This is a genomic window from Lelliottia nimipressuralis, assembly GCF_004115925.1.
In the GTDB taxonomy this organism is placed as follows: Bacteria; Pseudomonadota; Gammaproteobacteria; order Enterobacterales; family Enterobacteriaceae; genus Enterobacter; species Enterobacter nimipressuralis.
Genome location: NZ_SDDX01000026.1, coordinates 81,622 through 101,178 on the forward strand (window position 1 = coordinate 81,622; position 19,557 = coordinate 101,178).

The following is a 19,557-nucleotide window of genomic DNA, read 5'->3' on the forward strand; positions in this document are numbered from 1 at the left end:
CTGCCATGCGTAAAGCGATGCTATTTCTGATGCTGCTGTGGACGACGGCGGCAACCGCAGAACGACTGGGAAATGTGGTCGATATTCAGGGCGTGCGCGGTAACCAGCTGGTGGGGTACAGCCTGGTGGTCGGCCTCGACGGCACGGGCGATAAAAATCAGGTGAAGTTCACCAGCCAGTCGGTGACCAACATGCTGCGCCAGTTTGGCGTCCAACTGCCGACCAAAATCGATCCAAAAGTGAAAAACGTTGCTGCCGTGGCGATCAGCGCTACGCTGCCGCCGGGCTACGCGCGCGGGCAGAGTATCGACATTACCGTCTCGTCCATCGGTGACGCCAAAAGCCTGCGCGGCGGCACCTTGCTGCTGACGCAGCTGCGCGGAGCCGACGGTGAAGTCTACGCCCTGGCGCAGGGGAACGTGGTGGTCGGCGGTGTGAAAGCCGAAGGCAACAGCGGGTCGAGCGTCACCATCAACACCCCGACCGTGGGCCGCGTGCCGAACGGAGGGTCCGTCGAGCGCGAAGTGCCGTCCGATTTTCAGCAGAACAACCAGGTGATTCTCAACCTTAAGCGCCCAAGTTTTAAAACTGCCAACAGCGTGGCGGTGGCGCTGAACAGCGCCTTTGGCTCCGGCACGGCGACGGCGCAGAGCGCCACTAACGTGGTGGTCAACGCTCCGCTGCCGGCGGGCGAGCGCGTGGCGTTTATGTCGATGCTGGAAGATGTGCAGATCAATGCCGGTAAACAGCCGCCGCGCGTGGTGTTTAACGCCCGCACCGGCACCGTGGTGATTGGCGATGGCGTGGTGGTTCGCGCGGCGGCGGTGTCGCACGGCAACCTGACCGTCACCATTCGTGAATCGTCGAACGTTAGCCAGCCGGGCGCATTCAGCCAGGGTCAGACGGTGGTCACACCGCAAAGCGACGTCGATGTGAATCGCGGCAGCGGCCAGATGGTGACCATTGCATCAGGCACCAGCCTGCGCAGCATCGTGAATACCATTAACAGCCTCGGCGCGTCGCCGGACGACACCATGGCGATCCTGCAGGCCCTGCATGAAGCAGGCGCGCTGGATGCCGAACTGGTTGTGATTTAAGGAGAGACAATGCTACAGGCGATCAAACCCCAGACCAGCGTGCTGCCCGGCGATTTTACCGGCCAGGTAAAACCGCAGAATCTGGAACAGGCAGCGGAGCAGTTCGAAGGTATTTTCCTGCGTTCGATGCTCCAGCAAATGCGAAAAGCCTCCGAAGCGCTGGTGGACAACAATCCGTTCGACAGCAAGCAGCAGCGCATGATGCGCGATTTTTACGATGACAAGCTGGCGTCACAGCTGGCTTCCCAGCGCAGCACGGGCATCGCCCAGATGATCATCACCCAGCTCGGCCCGCAGGAGAGCGCGCCGCTTAAGAATTCGCAGGGAATGGTCGCTTTACAGGAACATCCGAAGACATTAACGCCCCCCGTCGTCCCGGTAATACGTCGCGGGCAGGAGTAATCCATGAACATGATTAATATTGCCTTTAGCGGCTTGCAGGCAGCACAGTTTGGGATGAGCGTGACCTCGATGAACATCTCCAACGTGCTGACGCCGGGCTACAGCCGTCAGGGCATTATCCAAAGCTCCGTGACGACGATGGGGCCGGGCGGTATGTCCGCCGGGGCGGGTGTGCAGGTAGACAGCATCCGCCGGATTTCCGATCAATACCTGACGGGCCAGGTGTGGCAGAGCAACAGCAAAGCTAACTACTACGGCATTAACAACCAGTATCTCAGCTCGCTGGAGAAGGTGATTGGCACCGATTCCACCAGTCTCGGCACCGGGCTGGACGATTTCTTCTCGGCCCTCGGCGCCTTAACTGCCGGGCCAGAAAGTGAAGCCAACCGCCAGCAGTTGCTGAACCAGGCGCAGTCCCTGGCGACCCGTTTCAACAACATGAACGACTTCATCAACAGCCAGAAAACCTCGGTCGGTAATCAGCGCAACACCATTGTCGAGCAGATGAACACCCTGACCACCGGGATCGCTGACTACAACAAAAAAATCATGGAGATGGACTCGACGGGCGGCAATAGCAACGTGCTGCGCGATCAGCGTGACGAGCTGGTGAAACAGCTCAGCACCTACAGCGACGTGAAAGTGGTGGAAGACAGCAACGGCAGCTACTCCGTATCGATGAAAAACGGCCAGCCGCTGGTGAGCGGCAAAGTGGCCGGACAGCTCAGCGCCAGCACCGATGCCAACGGTAACTCTGTCTTAACGCTGAAGTTTTCCGGCAGCGATTTCTCGTTAAACCCGTCGACGGGCGGCCAGCTTGGCGCGCTGTATGACTACGAAACAGGCGAACTGGCGAACATGCAGGCCTCGGTCCAGGGGATGGCCGAAACCGTCGCCACGCTGTTTAACGATCAGCTGGCGCAGGGTTTTGACAAAAACGGTAATCCGGGCAAACCGCTGTTCAGTTTCGATCTCACCAATCCGGCGGGTATTTTGCAGGTCAACGATTTGAAACCCGACGAACTGGCGCTCTCCGGCAAGCCTGACGAGCAGGGGAATGGCGACAACCTTGAAGCACTGATCGATCTGAAAAATAAAAAGGTCGATATCGGCGGGATGGGCAACATGAGCCTGAACGAAGGGGCGGCGGCGATCATCTCCAACATCGGTATTGCCAGTAAACAGTCGCAAAGCGAGCTGGAAGCGGCGCAGGCGGTGTTTGACCAGGCACAGCTGCAGCGCAACAACCTCAGCGCCGTCAACCAGGACGAAGAGGCGATAAACCTGCAGGTTTACATGCAGGCGTATCAGTCCAACGTCAAAGTGATCGCCACCGGCAACCAGATTTTTACTGACCTGTTAGGCATGTTTTAACCGGCGTTAAGGAACGAATTTATGCGAATCAGTAGTCTTTATAATTCCGACGCCATGCTGGCGCAGCTTGGCGTTAACGGCACGCGCATGAGCAAGCTGATGGAACAGATGGCGACCCAGAAACGAATCAACGTCCCGTCGGACGATCCGGTTGCCGCCACGCGTCTGGTGCAGCTGAACCGCGAGCAGTCGGCCATTAAGCAGTATCAGAGCAACATCTCGCGCCTCAGCGGATCGCTTGCGAGCCAGGAAGCGCACGTCAGCGCGATGAGCAATCAGCTGTTGTCCCTCAACGATAAACTGCTGGCGGCGGCCAACGGCACCCACAGCAGCGAAGATATGAACGGTTTCGGCACCGAACTGTCGTCGATGCTGGACTCGCTGGTGGCGTCGATTAACGCCCAGAATGAGAGCGGCAGCTATCTCTTCTCAGGCACCAAAACCGACGCCAAACCGGTGGTCTGGGACGAGGCGCAGGGGAAATACGTTTATCAGGGCAACGACGGCTCGCGAGAAACCACGGTGGCAAACGGGGTGAGCGTGACGGAAAACACCAACGTCGTGCAGGCGTTTGGTAACGGCAGCGATCTGGAGATGCTGAACAAGCTGAAAGCCCTGAGCGAGAAGATGCAGGACCCAGACATTCCGGTCAGCGATTATCAGGATGAGATGCAGGAGATGCTGACGCTCTCCTCCGACACGCGCGACAAAGTGGCGGCGATGTTTACCGATCTGGGTGGGCGTCAGAATCGCCTGACGATGCTTGGCGATGCCCACACGGACGTCAGCACCGCCAACGATCAGGTGGTGCGCGACCTGTCGGACACCGACTGGGCGACCACCAGTATCAACCTTCAGCTGTACACCAACTCCGTGCAGGTCACTAACAAAGCGTACAGCATGATCAGTCAGCTTTCGCTCTTCAGCATGTTGTAATGGTTATGCAGGTAGGATTAAAAACCACCACCGCCTCCAGTACCGCGTCCGCCGTCCGGACGCTGCCGGGGGCACCGGCCCAGATTGCCCGAACAGAACGCGTCGCCACCCCGAATCGTGTGACGCCGCCCTTTCCTGAAGCGGCGCTGCTGTCGCGCCGTCCGCTGCGCTATAACGTACAGCTTAATCAGCAGCTGACGGCGGTTCAGCAGGCGGATAATTATCTGTCCGAAACCGAAACCCAGCTGCTGGTGCTGCGCCATCAGAACGGCTCTGCGCCGTCGGGGCTGAACACGCTGCTGAATCAGCGCGGAAAGCTGTCGGGCGGTACGATCGATCGGAACTTCAACATCACGCTCCAGCAAAAAAGCCAGGTCACGTTCACCCTGCCGGGTGTGGAAAAACTGCTGGAGCAGCCGCAGGGTGAGACGCTGGTATTTCAGCTCGGCGGCGGCCAGCGTGAACTCACCGCCGTGGCGCTGCCCGAGCAGGCGTCTCCGCGTCAGATCCTGGCCCATCTCAATGTGGGACTGGGTCGCCTGGGAATCAACGCGACGCTCGCCCCTGAAGGGAAAGTCGCTTTCCAGGTCGATGAAGCGCGCTGGTCGCGCGTCAGCCAGCATCTCAGTGTGCGCGGCGAAGGGCAACACTTCCCGGCGGATGCTTTTACCCTGCTGGCTCCGCAGGCAGAAACCAGCCGCGAAGACGAAATCAGCCAGCTGGCCCTCCGCTGGGAGCGCGGCGACAGTAAAAAGCTGCAGCAGACGCTGGACCAAATCACCCGCGAGCGCAGTAAATTGCATTTTCACCAGGATCGCGTTTCGACGCGGATTCAGGATATGTCGACGGTTTACACCCCAGGCGAGGCGCTCGAAACGGCGCGCGCGCTTGGAGATGCCCTGGCGGGGAGCGGTAAGCAGTTTGGCCTGCTAACGCAAGCGCTGGCGGCGCAAGGGAACGTTCATCAGGTGACGGTGAAGAATTTGTTAGGCTAGCCCTGCGCGGTCATCTCCTCTCCTTGCGGGGAGGAGATGACCCACGACTCAGGTTTTATACTCTCTCTTTATTTTATTTATTCCTGCCACATAGCATTCCTTCATTTTCGTTTTACCTTCCATTTTCATGATCTCAGCTGCGATATTGTAAAAATAAAAAAGACTACACTGCTGTCCAGCATAATTAATGATTGCAATATATTTTTTTGGAAAATGATAAGGACATCATTGAGTGAGCAACGTTATCTATTTAACGCTGACGGGTGAGCGCCAGGGGGAAATATCCGCAGGCTGTGGAACAGAAAAATCTATTGGTAATCGCTTTCAGTATCGCCATGAAAACGAAATTCTGGTTTATCAGCTCTCCTCCAGCAGCATCAGCACCGCGGGCGGCGTGCATCATCAGGGCCTGCGCTTCACCAAACCCACCGACAAAAGCTCGCCACTCCTGACCACCGCCATTAATGAGAATGAAAAACTGCGGCTCAGTTTTGATTATTACCGTACTAACCGCTTCGGCCGTCAGGAAAAATATTATCATATCGAACTGCGCGGGGCGTCGATTCAGGGGATATCCAGCTCGCATAAGAAAGACAGTCTGGATACGGAAAGTATCACTGTCAGTTATGAATATATTCGCAGTAAACATCTTATTGCGAATACAGAGTTCAGCAATCTGCTCCTGCCTGACGCCTATAACCAACTGTTTCCACCCGATGAAATAAAACAACCTGAAAAGCGCAATATTACCCTGACGCTCGGTGTGTTTTTTGATGGAACCGGTAATAACGCCGTGAACACGCAAAACATGCTCGCCGCCTGCACCGCCGCGCACTTTGACATTTCTGACCCGGATGCAGAAAGCATTCTTGCCCGCATGGCGCAGGAGCAGATGGGCGTCTCCGGAACAGGGGCCACCAGCTATACCGGCGGGTATACCAATATTCACTGGTTAAATACGTTGTACAAAACGGATCTCCCGATTGAATCAGGACAGGCGCAGGCGGCCATTTATGTAGAGGGGATTGGCACCGAAGCCGGCAGACCGGACAGCATGATTGGCCTGAGTTTAGGCGTGGCCGATACGGGGGTGATCGCGAAGACGGACCTTGCGGTGAAGCAGATTGCAGAGGCGATAAAGGATGCTCTGCGCAAGTTGCAGCAAAAAATGCATGGGTGTGTGATTAAGGTCACCTCCTTCCAGTTCGATATCTTCGGATTTAGTCGCGGCGCAGCGGCGGCACGCCACTTTGCCAATCGCATTCAGACGGAAGATCGGGACATTATCAATGCGATTCGCTACGGGATGAATGATGTCGAATACGCTGGCGCACCGGCCGGGAAAACGCGATTTATCGGTATTTTCGATACCGTCGCCGCTATTGGGACACCGCAAAATGGTCTCAATCCACACACAGCAAATACCGGTGACGTGAATATCGTGTTGCGCCCTGGCGTGGCGGAGAAAGTCTTCCATATCACGGCGCAGCACGAGTGCCGCTTTAACTTCGCCCTGAACAGCGTGCAACCCGCGTGGCCGGAGCTGGCTCTGCCCGGCGCGCACTCCGATATTGGCGGCGGCTACCTGCCTGCGACACGGGAAAACATCTACCTGACCCGACCGGAAGCAGTAACCGTGCCGCTGGATACCCCGCTGGCGGATACGCGAACTTACAGACATGCCATGGAACAGCTATCGATACTCGAATCCTCTGCGGTCGCGGCACCGCTCATTCGCACTAATGACATTACAGCTGACGCCTGGGAGGACACGAGAATGCCTTCCCATCCAAGAGACGGGATGCAGAAGCGCGCATTTGCTGCTCTGACAATGAAAAAACGGATCGTGAAAAACGACTGGTCGAAGGTGGTGCTGCGGGTAATGATCGATGCCGCGCAGGATGCGGGTGTGGTGTTTAAGCCGATAAAAAAGGAAGACAAAGCGCTCACCATCTCTGCCGATCTTACATCGCTCTGCTCAAAGGTGGTGGAATCGGCAGCTGCAATCCGTTCAGGTTTAACACCGACTCAACTTGCCCCTTCGGAAATTGACCTTCTTGCTAAGGACTATATCCATTGCTCGGCAAACTGGAACAGCATTGTTTTTGATAGTACCAGAAAGCCCTACGGTGGCACCTCCGTTTCGGAGATCCTTAGTTTCGTAAACCGGCCAGATGAAAACTGGCAGAGGACAATTTACAACATGGACGGAAATAAAAAATGAGATATGGAAAAATATTCTTCTTCACAATGATGCTTACGACAACAGGCTGCCATTCCAATATCCCTACTTCTCCCGAAGATACCGGGGAAATGCCGTATGGACTTTGGGAATTCGCCTTCTTTACGCCGAAAGATCTTCCGGCATTTGTAAACTACGTAGGTATTATTGATGACAAAAAGGTCGTCTACTCTTTCAGATCTCTCGACAGTGTAGATGATAGCTGGGCAACCGTAGATACATGGAATAATAAAGTAAGACGGCATGCGCAGTTCAATAAAGCCCGCCATCCACCAGTCACTATGCTTTTCTGCTGGGACTCAATTATCGATAAAAAAACGTATGAAACGCGGATAACCTTCCCAGAGTCCCTTGGAGACCAAATGAGTGTTTCAACCGGGTTAGATCATTATGGTGAAAAGGCGTGGAATAACACTCTGCTCTTTGGGCTTGCTCCTGGAGGCAAGGTGAGGGTCTGGCTTCAAAATTCTTCAGGAGGTAATGGGAGCATACCTGTGGAGCCGAAAAGAATAACCACTGTGTATGGGGATAAACTGGAGGGATGTAAGGGGATAAGCAACCTTGAAATGTCTTATGAAATTCCTGATGGATACGACCAGAGCACAAAAGACTTCATCAAAGGCAAAACCTATCCGTACGGCGAATGGTGAGATTCAGGCAAGTAACAGATTAAGCATGGAAGGAATTAGAAATGAATTACGGAAAACGGTCTTTACTCATAATGCTTCTTATTTTATCAGGCTGTCATACTGGAGAACCCGCATTGCCAGAAGATACTGGTTCAATGCCATATGGGATGTGGGGGTTTGTTTTTTTCACGCCTAAGGAACTCCCCGCTTTCGTCAATTATGTTGGCATTATCGACGAAAAGAACATCCTCTATTCATTCAGGAATCTGGATAGTACAGATGAGGATGAGTCAAGCGTTTCTACGTGGGATAAGCAGTACATGCGTTTTGCAACGTTTAACAAAGCACGACATCCCCCTGTAAATATGCTGTTTTGCTGGGATTCCATTATTGATAAACAAACCTACGAAACGAGAATCACTTTTCCGAGTTCTGTGCGGACGCGAATGAGTTTGTCGACAGGGGTAGATATGTTCGGAGAAAAGGCATGGTACAGCACGATGTTGTTTGGCCTGGCGCCTGGGGGAAAGGTCCGAGTCTGGCTTCAAAATAGTGGCGGTGGTGACAACCTCCCTGTAGAACCTGTAAAAATATCCACGCTCTCAGGTGGAAAACTCGAAGGCTGTAAGGGGATAAGCAACCTTGAAATGTCTTATGAAATTCCTGATGGATACGACCAGAGCACAAAAGACTTTATCAAAGGCAAAACCTATCCGTACGGCGAATGGTGAAGCGGGTGGCGGCGGCCACCCTGCTTACTTCTTCAACGGATACAAAAATATTGCCCCACTTTGCCCCACCACCAGTTGCTGATTGCCGACAAACAGCGGCTGCATCCAGATATCAATGTGCAGCAGCATATCCACCAGACCATCAATCATCAGCCCTTTTTGCGCGGTGCTGTAGTAGATGGGGGTGTAGGCGAAAAACTGTCTGCCGTTCTGTTCGTTGATGCCGGTGAATTTTCCTTTCAGCACGAAGCGATTATCGTTCGGGCTGGTGATGGTCGTTAAAATCGAACCATTCACCGTCTGCATGTGCGAATCGTAAATCTCTTTTCGCATCGACATCAAATCGTAAAACCCCAGCTGCAAAAACCCCTCGACGTTAGACTGCGGTACGTTTGCGGTTTGCATGACTCGCAGCCCCGCAAAAGCGAGCGCCACAAGCAGAAAGCAGGACAGGGCCAGTTTCCAGTTAAGCGCAGGTTTCCATCTCACTGATTTTTCTCCTCGTCTCACGCAGTATCAGGTTGTTCAGTTGGGTCGGGTCGATGCGCCAGTGATAGATGGCCATCACCAGCTGTTTTTTGTCGCAGCGGCTATTCAGCGCAAAGGTGTAGTTCAGCGTTTGATCGATACTCTGGTAATAGACCGTCATAGTCATGGACTGGGTTTTGATCTGCTGGTTAATGGTATACAGCGTGTCTTTGATTTTGCTGTAAAAATCTTCTTTGCTCATCTCCAGGCGGTTGGACTCGGACAGCTCGTAAATATGAATGTTGCTGTAAACCGCGACTTCCTGCTCTGCCGCGACGATTTTTGGTCCCTGATTACCGGCATAGTGCCAGCCAAAGATCGCGCCAATCATGACGGTGACCAGCAGGGCTGCCAGGGTGATGAACGGATGCTGAAACCGGGATTTGGCCGATACGATAACGGGGCGTTCAGCGGGAACCGCGATCTCAATGGAGGGCGTTTCCATTACCTTAACGGGTTCAGAAACGATGTCCGGCTCGTCAGCAGCGTTGTGCTCAACGGTTGGGCTGAGGGTGGGCAACACAAAGCCATCGATCTCCGTGTCCGGCAGATCAATCTCTTCGCTCTCTTTCTCAACGAAACGGCACCACGCCTGCTCAAGCAAATACCCCTTTTTGGGGATTGTTTTGATAATTTTTTGTTGTTTGCCGTCGTCTTCTAAAGCAGAGCGTAAAGCATGGATGGCATTGGGCAGACTATTATTACCAATAACCCGACGTTCCCAGACCAGCGTCGTCAATTCTTCGCGAGTGAGAATTTTTCCTGCATTTTCAAGAAGTACATCTAATAGTTTTAATTGATATTCCCCCAGGCGTTTTCTTTCGCCCGTGACCATGCTTATGAGAGAGCCGGAGGGTAGATCAACTAACCAATTATTAACGGTGGAATATTTTTTTCTCATGGCGACAGGTGACAATAAGCCACTCCTGAATCAATTATTCATCTCCGCACCGAGCGAAAAAGTCGCGCAATGCTTAATGTAAATTAATCATTAATTCCGTTTAAAATTCATTTGAGAATTGCCGCGTGCCTGCGGAGATTATGCAAAAACGAGCGGTTTTACGACGTAAACAGGGATTTCGCTCTGCGGAACGGCATGTGCTTGCCGGTCATTTTCCGCCTTTTCCAGTATGAGATTAGGAAGTTTCTCTTCCTTGACACATTTTTACGCGATAAAACTGTGATGTGCAACAAATTATTAAGTTAATTCTCTAAACAACCATTAATGAGAATCGTTAAACGTTAATAGTGATCTGTGGATGTTTTTTATATTAATAGATTGTTCTTTTATGTGAATTTGGTGTTTTATTTTTTCCCGCCGATAAAATATTGTTACATTTGGATAAATGAATACATTAAATATTTTTAAGTTGTGTTTAAGTTAAGGAGAGAGTGTGTCGCATTGGTTTTTAATTTATCTTTCGCAATTTATGCGGTTATTACTCAGACCAGGCTTTTTCTTATAGACGTAATTTTTAATTTTTTTTCATCGCCGATTTAATTCTCCCTTTCAGTGTGTCGTTTTACTTGAGTACCAGAGAGAAGAGCCTGACAGACAGGTTCACAAGGAGATTACTAACATGGCACTTTCTATTTTCACTAACGCGTCTTCCATGGCTTCTACTAACGCACTGAATAAATCCAACAGCATGCTGTCTACTGCAATGGAACGTCTGGGTACCGGTAAACGTATCAACTCCGCAGCGGACGATGCAGCTGGCCTGCAAATCGCAACCCGCCTGCAGGGTCAGAGCAATGGTATGGCTGTTGCACAGCGCAACATCTCTGACGCGACTGCGCTGCTGCAGACCGCAGAAGGTGCTTTTGATGAAGTGAGCAACATCATGTACCGCATGAAAGACCTCGCAACACAGGCAGCGAACGACACGAACGGTACTGAAGATCGCGCTGCGCTGCAGTCTGAAATGGACGAACTGAACGCTGAACTGACCAACATTATGGACAACACCAAATACGCAGGCGAAAACCTGTTCGGTGCGAGCGGTAAATTCGCTTCTGCAATGAACTTCCAGATCGGTGCATCTGAAGGCGAGAAACTGACTGTAAACGTGAGCACAGAACTGACCACCGTGACCGGTTCCGGCGGTATGGGCGCACTGACTGCTTCTGGCGCGCTGACCACTGTTTCTGGCGCTCAGGCGATGATCACAAGCGTAGAAGGCGCTATCTCTGAAGTGGGTACCCTGCGTTCTAAACTGGGTGCAAACATCAACCGTCTGGGCCACACCGCGGCTAACCTGGCGAACATGAAAGACAACACCGACCTGGCGCTGGGTAACATCCGTGATGCTGACTTCGCGTCTGAAGCCTCCAGCATGACCCGTAACCAGATGCTGGCCCAAACCAGCATGTCCATGCTGAAGCAGTCCAACAGCATGTCCGGAATGGTGATGTCCCTGCTGGGCTAATCCCAATCCGTTCGATGAAAACACCGCTGTAAGGCGGTGTTTTTGTTTGCGGCCTTTCCCCTTCCTGTCTTTTCCCATTCGGGGAAAGTTGCCTTCCCGGTAAATCGTAACTAACTGAATTAACTAAATTTAAAAACTGGCACGATGGTTGCATTAACTGAGCATGGTTTAGCAACAGGTGCGAATGGAGACAACTACTATGGCAGATTTCAGCAGCATAGATCCGACGACGCTGGCGCAGTCGCTGGCGTCCTACGACATTATGTCGATCCAGAATCAGCTGAAGACCAAAACAGCCACGATGACGTCGCAGAAAAAAGCGCTGGACGCGCTTCGCACCGCATTAACCGATTTTCGCAGCGCCATTAAAGGGCTGAACAGCACCAATGACGGGATGTTGCAAAACAGCGCCACCGTCAACCGCGAAGGGATTGCGACCGTCACGGCCAACTCCTCGGCGCAGAAGGGCACATACAACATCGAAGTCGATCAGCTGGCGTCCGCCCATCAGATCGGTTTCGGCGATCTGACGGATGATGCCATCAAAGATGCCACCGGCATGATGGAGATCACCCTCGGCGAAGGGGCGGATGCGAAAACCATCAACGTTGATATGGACAGTATCAACAGCCTGAGCGATCTCACCAAAGCCATTAATGGCGATGAAAATAACCCCGGCGTCACCGCTTCGCTGATCCGCACCGACGGCAAAGTGACGCTGATGCTGAGCAGTGACGAAAGCGGCGCAGCCAATAAGGTAACCGTCGGCGGGACGGCAGGTTTTAACTCGGCGAACGCCAAAGAGATCTCGAAAGCGCAAGACGCCAAATTCCGTATGGGCGAAATGGAATTTTCCAACAGCAGCAACACGCTGGATAAGCTCATCGACGGCGTGACCATCGAACTGACGTCTAAGACCGAAGCCGACAAGCCGCTGACCATCACCATCGGCACAGATACGGCGGGCACCAAAGAGCAGCTGCAGACCTTCATTACCTCATACAACACCCTGCAGGACACGCTGCAAAAACTGACCAAAAGCGGCAGCGGCGACGGTGAAGAGCGCGGCGCGTTTGCGGGCGATGCCACCATGGCCTCCCTCGATCGCGAGCTGAACGACGTGCTGCGCACCCAGTTTGGCGGCAAGCGGATGTCCGATTTCGGCATCACAGCGGATAAAGACGGCAAGCTGGAGATCGACAGCAAAAAGCTCGACGCCGCGCTGACCGCCGATCCGCAGGCGCTGACGGGCCTGTTCAACGGCAAAGACGGGCTGATCGCGGCGGTGGATAAATCCCTCGACCGTTACCTCAATTCGACCACCGGCCTGCTGAAAGGTCGCCAGGAAGTGCTCGACCGCCAGCAGAGCGATATTGACACCAAAACCGAAGCCATGAATTCGCGTTATGACTCCTCGTATAACCGCTATCTGAAGCAATTTACTCAGTTGCAGCAGGCCATGGCCCAGATGGAAAACACCAAGAGTATGTTTGGTTTAGAGTAAGGAAAACAGAGCTTTTATGTACGGGAACGAACAGCAGGGCTTCGGCCATTACCAGCAGTCCGACTTAGCAATTCAGGCGGCGGCAGCGAATCCGCATCAACTGGTTTTGATGCTGTTTAACGGCCTGATGGATGAACTGGTGCGGGCAAAAAGCCACATCGCGGCGCGTCGCTATGACCGTAAGGTCCAGAGCATTAACAAATGCATCGACATTCTGAATGCCCTGACCAGCTCGCTGGATTTCGACAAAGGGGGCGAGCTGGCGCTGAGCCTGGCGAACCTCTATGACTACTGCGTTTATCGTCTGTATGACGCCAGCCATAAGCTCTCCGTTGAGCACGTTGAAGAGGTGGAAGTGATCCTCCGCAACCTGCAGGACGGCTGGGAAAAAATGGGGCAGCAGAATGGATGATCTACAGGTTATGCGTTTTCTGGCGCGTTCCCTGGAGCAGGCGGCCAGTCAGCACGACTGGCCGAAAATGCAGGAGGTCGACGCGCAGATCGCCGGGCTATTGATCTCCCTGCACGGGCAGACGCTGACAGCGGAAAAACGTGAGGCGCTGACGGCACTGCGCACGGTGCATCAGCAGGTGAGCCAGTACAGCCAGCAGCAAAGCGATGAGCTGGAGCAGCAGATGGCCCGCGCGCGTCGCAACCGTGAAGGCGCAAGCGCCTACGCGCAGTTTGCCGATGTGGGAGAGAGAGGCTGATGAATCTGCTGCTCACGCCACTGACGTTAACGCCTGCCACCCCGGAGCCGGGAGCCATTGCCCCGGCGCTGCCCGCGACGGACACAGCGTCGGCGACGCTGCCGGGTACGCCTGTCGGCGAGCCCGCGCCTGCGGCGTTCAACGACGCGCTGCTCAATATCATCAATAACCTGCTGGGCGGTGAGAAAACGCGCGACACCACCATGGTGCTGGCGGGGCTTAAGACGGATGACGAAGACGACGACGCGACGACGGATACCGCCGACAGCGCACAACCGGCGCCGGATACGCTAACACCACCGCAGGCGCTGCTGGACACCTTGCTGATGGCAAGCCAGATGCCGGTCAAAACGCTGAATGCCGCCCCGGCCGCACCGCAAAGTGGCGAAGCGCTAAAAATGCAGACGCTGTCGGCGGGGATTATGCCGCAGGCCCACGCGTCACAACCGACGCCTGTGCCCGCACCATTACCTGTGGCGCAGGCAGTCGAGCATACCAAACCGCTCGCCGCCGAGGTGGTGAAAACTCTGGCTGACGTGCTGCCTGCCGCAGGGCAACCGGTCGCCAGCGGGCAGACATTCTCGACGGCGATGGAGAAGCAAACCGTGCATTTGCCGCCGGTCAAACTGGACGCAGACGAAACCAAATGGGCGCAGCAGTTGCACAGCGCGCTTAACGATCGGCTGCAGATCCAGGTCAAAAACCAGGTGCAGCACGCCACCATCCGTCTCGATCCGCCAGAGATGGGCAAAGTGGATATCTCGCTGCAGATCGAAAATGGTCGGATGCAGGTGCACATCAGCGCCAGCAACAGCGAGACGGTGCGCGCGCTCCAGCAGATCAGCAATGAACTGCGCCAGAGCCTGACAGAGCAAAATGTTGTCCAGGTGAACGTGCAGGTATCTACCCAGTCCGGACGGCAGCAAGGACGCGGACAGCAACTGCTATCCCAGGCAGACAGGCCTGAAGCAGGGGCAGAGATAGCCGCAGAGGACGCACACTCCACTGACGGTACAGACGATTCAGTATTACTTACGGTTTAACTTATGACTTTGAAGACTTTTTCTTTAGGGCTGGTGATTGCCCTGATAGCAGCCACTTTTGCCGCCGTACTGACCGTCATGGGCACGCATTTGCTCAGCCAGGACGAGCATAAACGTTCCATCATTTCTGATTTCTTCAGCTCGTCGAAAGAGAGCGTGGTGGAGTTTGTCGAAATCAAAAACGTGGTCGTCACCTTAAAAAGCCCCGGCGATTCCGAGCGCTATCTGCTGCTGGAGCTGGCCCTGACCACTGATTCCGCCGCCGACACCAGCCGCGCGGAGGAGATGTCTCCGGCCATTCGCGGCGCGACGGTCAATGCCCTCTCAGCGATGGACTACGACGCGGTGCGTGAAATGAGCGTGGAAGCCCTGCGCGATAAGCTGATGAATGCCTACACGGCCCGCTTTGAGAGCCTCAATACGCGTATGCCGTTTAAAGACGTCATCATCAGCAAAATGGTTTTCCAGTAAGAAACGGTAGTCGACTGACATGATGGATTTTATTGCGGATGACGCGCTGACCCCGGCTGATGAAGCGAAGTACATCAACGCGTACTTACCGCTTGTGCACCGGGTGGTGAAGCAGCTCTCCTGGCAAACCAGTAGCGTAATGGACAAAGAGGACATGGAGCAGATCGCCCTGATGGGTCTGCTGACCTCCCTGCGTCGCTACGGCCACCCTGATGAGCAGTTTGGCGCTTACGCGGCTGCGCGCGTGCGTGGCGCGGTGCTGGATGAGCTGCGCGAGCTGGACTGGCGTCCGCGTCGGCTTCGACAGAAGAGCCACAAGATCAACGATGCGATCCGCGACATCACGCGCAAGCTGGGGCGCACGCCGACGTTTGAGGATCTCAGCGAGCACCTCTCCATCACCGCTGACGAATACCACGAGTATTTACTGCTGGATTGCGCCAGGACGCTGGAAAGTCTCGATGAATTATTAGGTGAGGATGCGCTGCACGGCACCCTCAACACCCGCTCGCTGGAGGACGAAATGGTCACCAGCGGCACGTTAAAGGCTGCGCTGGCGAGCCTTGATGAGCGTGAACAACTGATTCTGACGCTCTATTACCAGCAGGAAATGAGTCTGAAAGAAATCGCGCTGGTTCTCGATCTGACCGAGGCGCGCGTCTGCCAGCTTAATAAAAAGATCGCTCAAAAGATCCAGTGTTTTTTCCAGAAGTGAAAGGTATATGCAAAAGTTTCTCGGTATTTTTATTATTTTTGCCTGCGTTGTCGGCGGGTTTCTGATGTCCGGCGGCCGTCTCGCCTCATTCTGGCAGCCCGGTGAAATCATCATCATTTTAGGGGCCGGTCTGGGGGCGATGGTGCTCGCGAATCCGCGTCCGGTTCTGGCGGAAATGTATCGTCAGTTTCGCGGCATTATGCGCAAAAACGAGTACACGGATGAGTATCAACGCCAGCTGTTGATGCTGCTGTTTGAACTGCTGGAGCTGGTGCAGGACGGCGGCCTAAAGGTGCTGGATGCGCACATCGAAGTGCCGGAAAGTAGCCCGCTGTTCCAGAAATATCCGCTGATCCTGCAGAACAAAGCGCTGATCACCTTTATCTCTGACAACTTCCGCCTGATGGCGATGGGTAAGATTAACGAGCACGAGCTGGAAGGGATTCTGGAGCAGGAGCTGGTGGCGATGGAAGAGAACCTGCTGCAGCCGTCCCGCTCGCTGCAACGTACCGCAGAAGCGATGCCGGGCTTCGGTATCTGTGCAGCGGTACTGGGGATCATTATCACCATGCAATCCATCGACGGCTCCATTGCGGTGATCGGCGTGAAAGTGGCGGCGGCGCTGGTCGGGACCTTCCTCGGCGTTTTCTTCTGCTATTGCCTGATGGACCCGGTGGCGAACGCCATGGAGCAGAACACCAAAAAGCAGCTCGCGGTGATCGAGTGCGTGCGTACCGTGCTGGTGAATCACGTGGCGGGCAAACCCACGCTGCTGGCGGTGGATGCCGGACGTAAAATGCTGCCGCTCGATTCGAAACCGACCTTCGCCACGCTCGACGGCTGGGTGAACCAGATGACGGGTGAATCCTGATGCGCGGCACACGCGGAAAAGAACATACCACCATCATCAAACGCTCCTCGCGCAAAAGCCACGACACCTTTCATGGCGGGGCGTGGAAGGTGGCCTTCGCCGACTTTACTCTCGCGATGATGGCGCTGTTTATGGTTCTGTGGATCATGGGCTCGGTGACGGAAGAGGAGCGCAAAGAGATCGTCTCTCAGCTCAACGGCGAGTCGATTTTTGAGGGCAACTCCCTGACGCCAATCACCCAGCCGCACGGCAGCGGCGGTAAAATTGCGGTCACGGAAAAACGCGATCGCGAAGCGAAAAAATCATCCGCAGAAAAACCGATGACTATTCAGGCTGGGCTGAAAGGCGAAAGTCTGGAGGATGTGAATAAGCGTTCCCAAAGGGAGATCGAAGATCTGGCGCGGATCATCATGAAGATCACCTCGGCCTACGATGCCCAGTCGAACCTGAAAATGGAGATCGTCCCGCAGGGGCTACGGATCCTGATCACCGACGATCAGAAGCGCGAGATGTTCCAGCGCAGCAGCGCGATCCTGACGCCGTTCTTTACTCGTCTGCTGACGGAGTTCTCCCCGGCGCTCAACAAGATCGACAACAAAATCATTATCACCGGCCACACGGACGCTACCCGTTTCCGCGATCAGGATCTCTACAACAACTGGAACCTGTCCGGCGAGCGAGCCATGCAGGCGCGTAAAGTCCTGACCAGAGCCGGGTTAGCGCCAGGGAAAATTTTGCAGGTGAGTGGAATGGCCGATCAGATGCTGCTCGACCCGGAAAATCCGCTCAGCTCCTCGAACCGCCGCATTGAAATCATGGTGCTGACACACTCGGCGAGCGAGTCGCTGTACCAGTTCTTTGGTCAGCACGGCGAGAAAGTGATCAAGCCGATCATTGATAAACTCTCGCAGAAACAATAGACGATTGAGTGATGTTGACCTTTATCCCTTTCCCGATCCTGCGCTGTATGGCGCTGGCTGCCGCGCTGATGGTGGCCGGGACTTTTCATGCCGACGCCGCGCCGCGTCGTGAGACGGTCTCCGAAGAAGAGGCCGCCGCCAAAACGCGGATGCGCAATCGCGCGGCGCTGCTGAAAAAAGCCCGCACCCGCATCGCCGTGGTGCCGGTGACGCCGGAGCAAAAGCGCAAGCTGAGCGAGGCGAAACGCCTTGAGCGAGTACAAAATCGCGAACAGCTGGCGATGCATAAACGCTGGCAGCCCGGAAAGCTCTCTACGGACATGATCTGGGAGCCGCTCCCCGGCGAGAAGATGAGCCCGCGCCTGCAGGCGTCGCTGAAAAAAGTGATTCATTTGCTGCAAGAGCAGATTGGCAAACCCTACGTCTGGGGCGGCCAGACGCCGGAGCAGGGCTTTGATTGCAGCGGCCTGGTGTTCTACGCGTTCACGCCGGTGCTGAGCCGCAATCTGCCACGCACCGCCAACGGTATGTATCAGGACCGCACGCTGCGCCAGATAAAACAGGACAAATTGCGACGCGGCGATCTGGTGTTCTTCAACATCAACCAGCGCCCCGGCGCGGATCACGTCGGCGTCTACCTCGGGGACGGCAAATTTATCGAAGCCCCGCGCACCGGCCTGAATATTCGCATCAGCCAGCTTTCCGATAACTTCTGGCAGGACCACTATCTCGGTGCCCGCCGCATTTTAACTGACGAGGCTGTGCTCTGACGCGGCCCCCTTTTTCAGAACGATTGAGACATTTTCCATGACCCAGACTTGCAAAAAATTCGCCATCGACGACGGTTCCACTAACGTCAAAATCAGCTGGATTGAAAACGGCACCCTGAAGACCGTGGTCTCGCCGAACTCCTTCCGCAAAGACTGGAAGAGCGCGGCGCTGCTGCGCGGCCAGGCGGTGCACAATTACACCATCGGCACCACCAAATACACCTACGACGCCACGTCCGATAAGGCGCTCTCCACCACCCATATCGATTATCAATATGACGATCTAAACCTGCTGGCGGTGCATCACGCCCTGCTTCAGACCGGGGTAACGCCGTGCGACGTAGAGGTGATTGTGACCTTACCGATCACCCAGTTCTACAAGCCGGACGACTGTCAGCGTAACGAAGAGCGCATCGAAGCGAAGCGCCAGAATCTGATGCGCGATATCTCCCTGAACAAGGGCGAGCTGTTCCGCATCGTGGATGTGCAGGTGATGCCGGAGAGCCTGCCTGCAGCGCTGTCTCACCTGCTCAACTCGAACGTTAATGAATTTACCAAATCGCTGGTGATAGACTGCGGCGGCACCACCCTGGATATGGGCGTGGTGATTGGCGAATTCGACGATGTGTCGGCCATCTACGGCAACAACGAAATCGGCGTGGCGATGGTGACGGACGCGACGCGCAAACTGCTGGCCGCTGCCGACAGCGACTCCAGCTATCTGGTGGCGAATGAGCTGATCAAGCGCCGCCACGATCTTAACTTTGTAAAAAGCGTGATTAACGACGAATCGCGCATCGACGACATTCTCGAAAAGATTGAGATTAAAATTCAGGAGCTGGGCGATCAGGTCGCTTACGAAGCGAAAAAATTCGCCAAAAACCCGAACCGCGTTTACCTGGTCGGCGGCGGTGCGCACCTGATCGAAGGGGCGATTCGCGACGTCTACGCGACCCTCGGCGATCGCGTGGTGAGCATTGAAAATCCGCAGAGCGCGCTGTCGCGCGAAATCTGCCTGTACCACTCTGACGCCGGTGTGCAGACGGTCGAGGAGCCGTTAATGGCCGAGGTGGGTGACGATGCGTAAGGGACAGATTCGCCGCGTCAATCTGTCCCTGCACCTGACGCCAGACCAGTCGCGCGCGGATCTGCGCGCGATGCAGCAGCTGCAAAAGTGGCATCAGTCCATG

At 54.7% G+C, this 19,557-nt stretch carries 21 protein-coding genes; 19 read left to right on the forward strand and 2 right to left on the reverse strand.

The window, feature by feature from the left end:
- Positions 1-5 precede the first annotated feature (5 nt).
- From ETG88_RS19300 to ETG88_RS19335, 8 genes are all read left to right on the forward strand, one after another.
- On the forward strand, positions 6-1,097 hold the full coding sequence (locus ETG88_RS19300; protein WP_164971817.1) for a flagellar basal body P-ring protein FlgI: 1,092 nt from the start codon (positions 6-8) through the stop codon (positions 1,095-1,097).
- A 9-nt stretch (positions 1,098-1,106) separates the two neighbouring features.
- Positions 1,107-1,499, forward strand: coding sequence for a rod-binding protein (locus tag ETG88_RS19305; protein WP_129036130.1), 393 nt, complete (start codon positions 1,107-1,109; stop codon positions 1,497-1,499).
- 3 nt (positions 1,500-1,502) lie between these two features.
- Entirely contained in the window at positions 1,503-2,873 is a 1,371-nt protein-coding gene (gene flgK / locus ETG88_RS19310) for a flagellar hook-associated protein FlgK (RefSeq protein WP_100778014.1), read from the forward strand.
- A 21-nt stretch (positions 2,874-2,894) separates the two neighbouring features.
- Complete coding sequence (gene flgL, locus ETG88_RS19315) at positions 2,895-3,809, forward strand: flagellar hook-associated protein FlgL (RefSeq protein ID WP_100778013.1); 915 nt, start codon at positions 2,895-2,897, stop codon at positions 3,807-3,809.
- Positions 3,809-4,804: a hypothetical protein gene (locus tag ETG88_RS19320; protein ID WP_129036131.1), complete on the forward strand. Its 996-nt coding sequence runs from the start codon at positions 3,809-3,811 to the stop codon at positions 4,802-4,804. Before flgL ends, ETG88_RS19320 begins: the two co-directional genes overlap by 1 nt.
- Before the next feature lie 232 nt (positions 4,805-5,036).
- On the forward strand, positions 5,037-7,028 hold the full coding sequence (locus ETG88_RS19325; protein ID WP_129036132.1) for an Hcp family type VI secretion system effector: 1,992 nt from the start codon (positions 5,037-5,039) through the stop codon (positions 7,026-7,028).
- Positions 7,025-7,696 carry a DUF2931 family protein gene (locus tag ETG88_RS19330; protein ID WP_129036133.1) on the forward strand — a complete coding sequence of 224 codons (672 nt, stop codon included), beginning with the start codon at positions 7,025-7,027 and terminating at the stop codon, positions 7,694-7,696. The genes ETG88_RS19325 and ETG88_RS19330 overlap by 4 nt, the downstream gene beginning before the upstream one ends.
- A gap of 41 nt (positions 7,697-7,737) precedes the next feature.
- A complete protein-coding gene (locus tag ETG88_RS19335) occupies positions 7,738-8,406 on the forward strand; it encodes a DUF2931 family protein (RefSeq protein WP_129036134.1) in 669 nt (222 codons plus the stop codon).
- 24 nt (positions 8,407-8,430) lie between these two features.
- Here the strand turns inward: ETG88_RS19335 and ETG88_RS19340 are convergent, their stop codons facing one another.
- Positions 8,431-8,895, reverse strand: coding sequence for a hypothetical protein (locus ETG88_RS19340; protein WP_102105714.1), 465 nt, complete (start codon positions 8,893-8,895; stop codon positions 8,431-8,433).
- A complete protein-coding gene (locus tag ETG88_RS19345) occupies positions 8,873-9,850 on the reverse strand; it encodes a winged helix-turn-helix domain-containing protein (protein ID WP_233446133.1) in 978 nt (325 codons plus the stop codon). The genes ETG88_RS19340 and ETG88_RS19345 overlap by 23 nt, the downstream gene beginning before the upstream one ends.
- Before the next feature lie 664 nt (positions 9,851-10,514).
- On the opposite strand from ETG88_RS19345, the gene ETG88_RS19350 reads away from it, so the two are divergent.
- From ETG88_RS19350 to parM, 11 genes are all read left to right on the forward strand, one after another.
- Complete coding sequence (locus ETG88_RS19350; protein WP_100778005.1) at positions 10,515-11,363, forward strand: flagellin N-terminal helical domain-containing protein; 849 nt, start codon at positions 10,515-10,517, stop codon at positions 11,361-11,363.
- Positions 11,364-11,547: 184 nt separating this feature from the next.
- Positions 11,548-12,867: a flagellar filament capping protein FliD gene (gene fliD, locus ETG88_RS19355; RefSeq protein WP_233211686.1), complete on the forward strand. Its 1,320-nt coding sequence runs from the start codon at positions 11,548-11,550 to the stop codon at positions 12,865-12,867.
- A gap of 16 nt (positions 12,868-12,883) precedes the next feature.
- A complete protein-coding gene (gene fliS / locus ETG88_RS19360; RefSeq protein WP_100778003.1) occupies positions 12,884-13,279 on the forward strand; it encodes a flagellar export chaperone FliS in 396 nt (131 codons plus the stop codon).
- Entirely contained in the window at positions 13,272-13,577 is a 306-nt protein-coding gene (locus ETG88_RS19365) for a hypothetical protein (RefSeq protein ID WP_129036135.1), read from the forward strand. Before fliS ends, ETG88_RS19365 begins: the two co-directional genes overlap by 8 nt.
- Positions 13,577-14,620, forward strand: coding sequence for a flagellar hook-length control protein FliK (locus ETG88_RS19370; RefSeq protein WP_187469905.1), 1,044 nt, complete (start codon positions 13,577-13,579; stop codon positions 14,618-14,620). The genes ETG88_RS19365 and ETG88_RS19370 overlap by 1 nt, the downstream gene beginning before the upstream one ends.
- Positions 14,621-14,623: 3 nt before the next feature.
- A complete protein-coding gene (locus ETG88_RS19375) occupies positions 14,624-15,091 on the forward strand; it encodes a flagellar basal body-associated FliL family protein (RefSeq protein ID WP_100778001.1) in 468 nt (155 codons plus the stop codon).
- Between the two features lie 22 nt (positions 15,092-15,113).
- On the forward strand, positions 15,114-15,806 hold the full coding sequence (locus ETG88_RS19380; protein ID WP_164971819.1) for a FliA/WhiG family RNA polymerase sigma factor: 693 nt from the start codon (positions 15,114-15,116) through the stop codon (positions 15,804-15,806).
- Between the two features lie 7 nt (positions 15,807-15,813).
- Positions 15,814-16,677, forward strand: a complete 864-nt coding sequence (motA, locus tag ETG88_RS19385; protein WP_100777999.1) for a flagellar motor stator protein MotA — start codon at positions 15,814-15,816, stop codon at positions 16,675-16,677.
- Positions 16,677-17,597: a putative lateral flagellar export/assembly protein LafU gene (gene lafU / locus ETG88_RS19390; protein ID WP_102105717.1), complete on the forward strand. Its 921-nt coding sequence runs from the start codon at positions 16,677-16,679 to the stop codon at positions 17,595-17,597. Before motA ends, lafU begins: the two co-directional genes overlap by 1 nt.
- Before the next feature lie 11 nt (positions 17,598-17,608).
- On the forward strand, positions 17,609-18,367 hold the full coding sequence (locus ETG88_RS19395; protein ID WP_129036136.1) for a C40 family peptidase: 759 nt from the start codon (positions 17,609-17,611) through the stop codon (positions 18,365-18,367).
- Between the two features lie 37 nt (positions 18,368-18,404).
- Entirely contained in the window at positions 18,405-19,454 is a 1,050-nt protein-coding gene (gene parM, locus ETG88_RS19400) for a plasmid segregation protein ParM domain-containing protein (RefSeq protein ID WP_129036137.1), read from the forward strand.
- Positions 19,455-19,557 lie beyond the last annotated feature (103 nt).

Excerpts from the sequence above, each read along its gene's own strand:
- ETG88_RS19300 (WP_164971817.1), top strand. The coding sequence starts at position 6 with ATGCGTAAAGCGATGCTATTTCTGATGCTGCTGTGGACGACGGCGGCA.
- ETG88_RS19305 (WP_129036130.1), top strand. The coding sequence starts at position 1,107 with ATGCTACAGGCGATCAAACCCCAGACCAGCGTGCTGCCCGGCGATTTT.
- flgK (WP_100778014.1), top strand. The coding sequence starts at position 1,503 with ATGAACATGATTAATATTGCCTTTAGCGGCTTGCAGGCAGCACAGTTT.
- flgL (WP_100778013.1), top strand. The coding sequence starts at position 2,895 with ATGCGAATCAGTAGTCTTTATAATTCCGACGCCATGCTGGCGCAGCTT.
- ETG88_RS19320 (WP_129036131.1), top strand. The coding sequence starts at position 3,809 with ATGGTTATGCAGGTAGGATTAAAAACCACCACCGCCTCCAGTACCGCG.
- ETG88_RS19330 (WP_129036133.1), top strand. The coding sequence starts at position 7,025 with ATGAGATATGGAAAAATATTCTTCTTCACAATGATGCTTACGACAACA.
- ETG88_RS19335 (WP_129036134.1), top strand. The coding sequence starts at position 7,738 with ATGAATTACGGAAAACGGTCTTTACTCATAATGCTTCTTATTTTATCA.
- ETG88_RS19350 (WP_100778005.1), top strand. The coding sequence starts at position 10,515 with ATGGCACTTTCTATTTTCACTAACGCGTCTTCCATGGCTTCTACTAAC.
- fliD (WP_233211686.1), top strand. The coding sequence starts at position 11,548 with ATGGAGACAACTACTATGGCAGATTTCAGCAGCATAGATCCGACGACG.
- fliS (WP_100778003.1), top strand. The coding sequence starts at position 12,884 with ATGTACGGGAACGAACAGCAGGGCTTCGGCCATTACCAGCAGTCCGAC.
- ETG88_RS19365 (WP_129036135.1), top strand. The coding sequence starts at position 13,272 with ATGGATGATCTACAGGTTATGCGTTTTCTGGCGCGTTCCCTGGAGCAG.
- ETG88_RS19370 (WP_187469905.1), top strand. The coding sequence starts at position 13,577 with ATGAATCTGCTGCTCACGCCACTGACGTTAACGCCTGCCACCCCGGAG.
- ETG88_RS19375 (WP_100778001.1), top strand. The coding sequence starts at position 14,624 with ATGACTTTGAAGACTTTTTCTTTAGGGCTGGTGATTGCCCTGATAGCA.
- ETG88_RS19380 (WP_164971819.1), top strand. The coding sequence starts at position 15,114 with ATGGATTTTATTGCGGATGACGCGCTGACCCCGGCTGATGAAGCGAAG.
- motA (WP_100777999.1), top strand. The coding sequence starts at position 15,814 with ATGCAAAAGTTTCTCGGTATTTTTATTATTTTTGCCTGCGTTGTCGGC.
- lafU (WP_102105717.1), top strand. The coding sequence starts at position 16,677 with ATGCGCGGCACACGCGGAAAAGAACATACCACCATCATCAAACGCTCC.
- ETG88_RS19395 (WP_129036136.1), top strand. The coding sequence starts at position 17,609 with ATGTTGACCTTTATCCCTTTCCCGATCCTGCGCTGTATGGCGCTGGCT.
- parM (WP_129036137.1), top strand. The coding sequence starts at position 18,405 with ATGACCCAGACTTGCAAAAAATTCGCCATCGACGACGGTTCCACTAAC.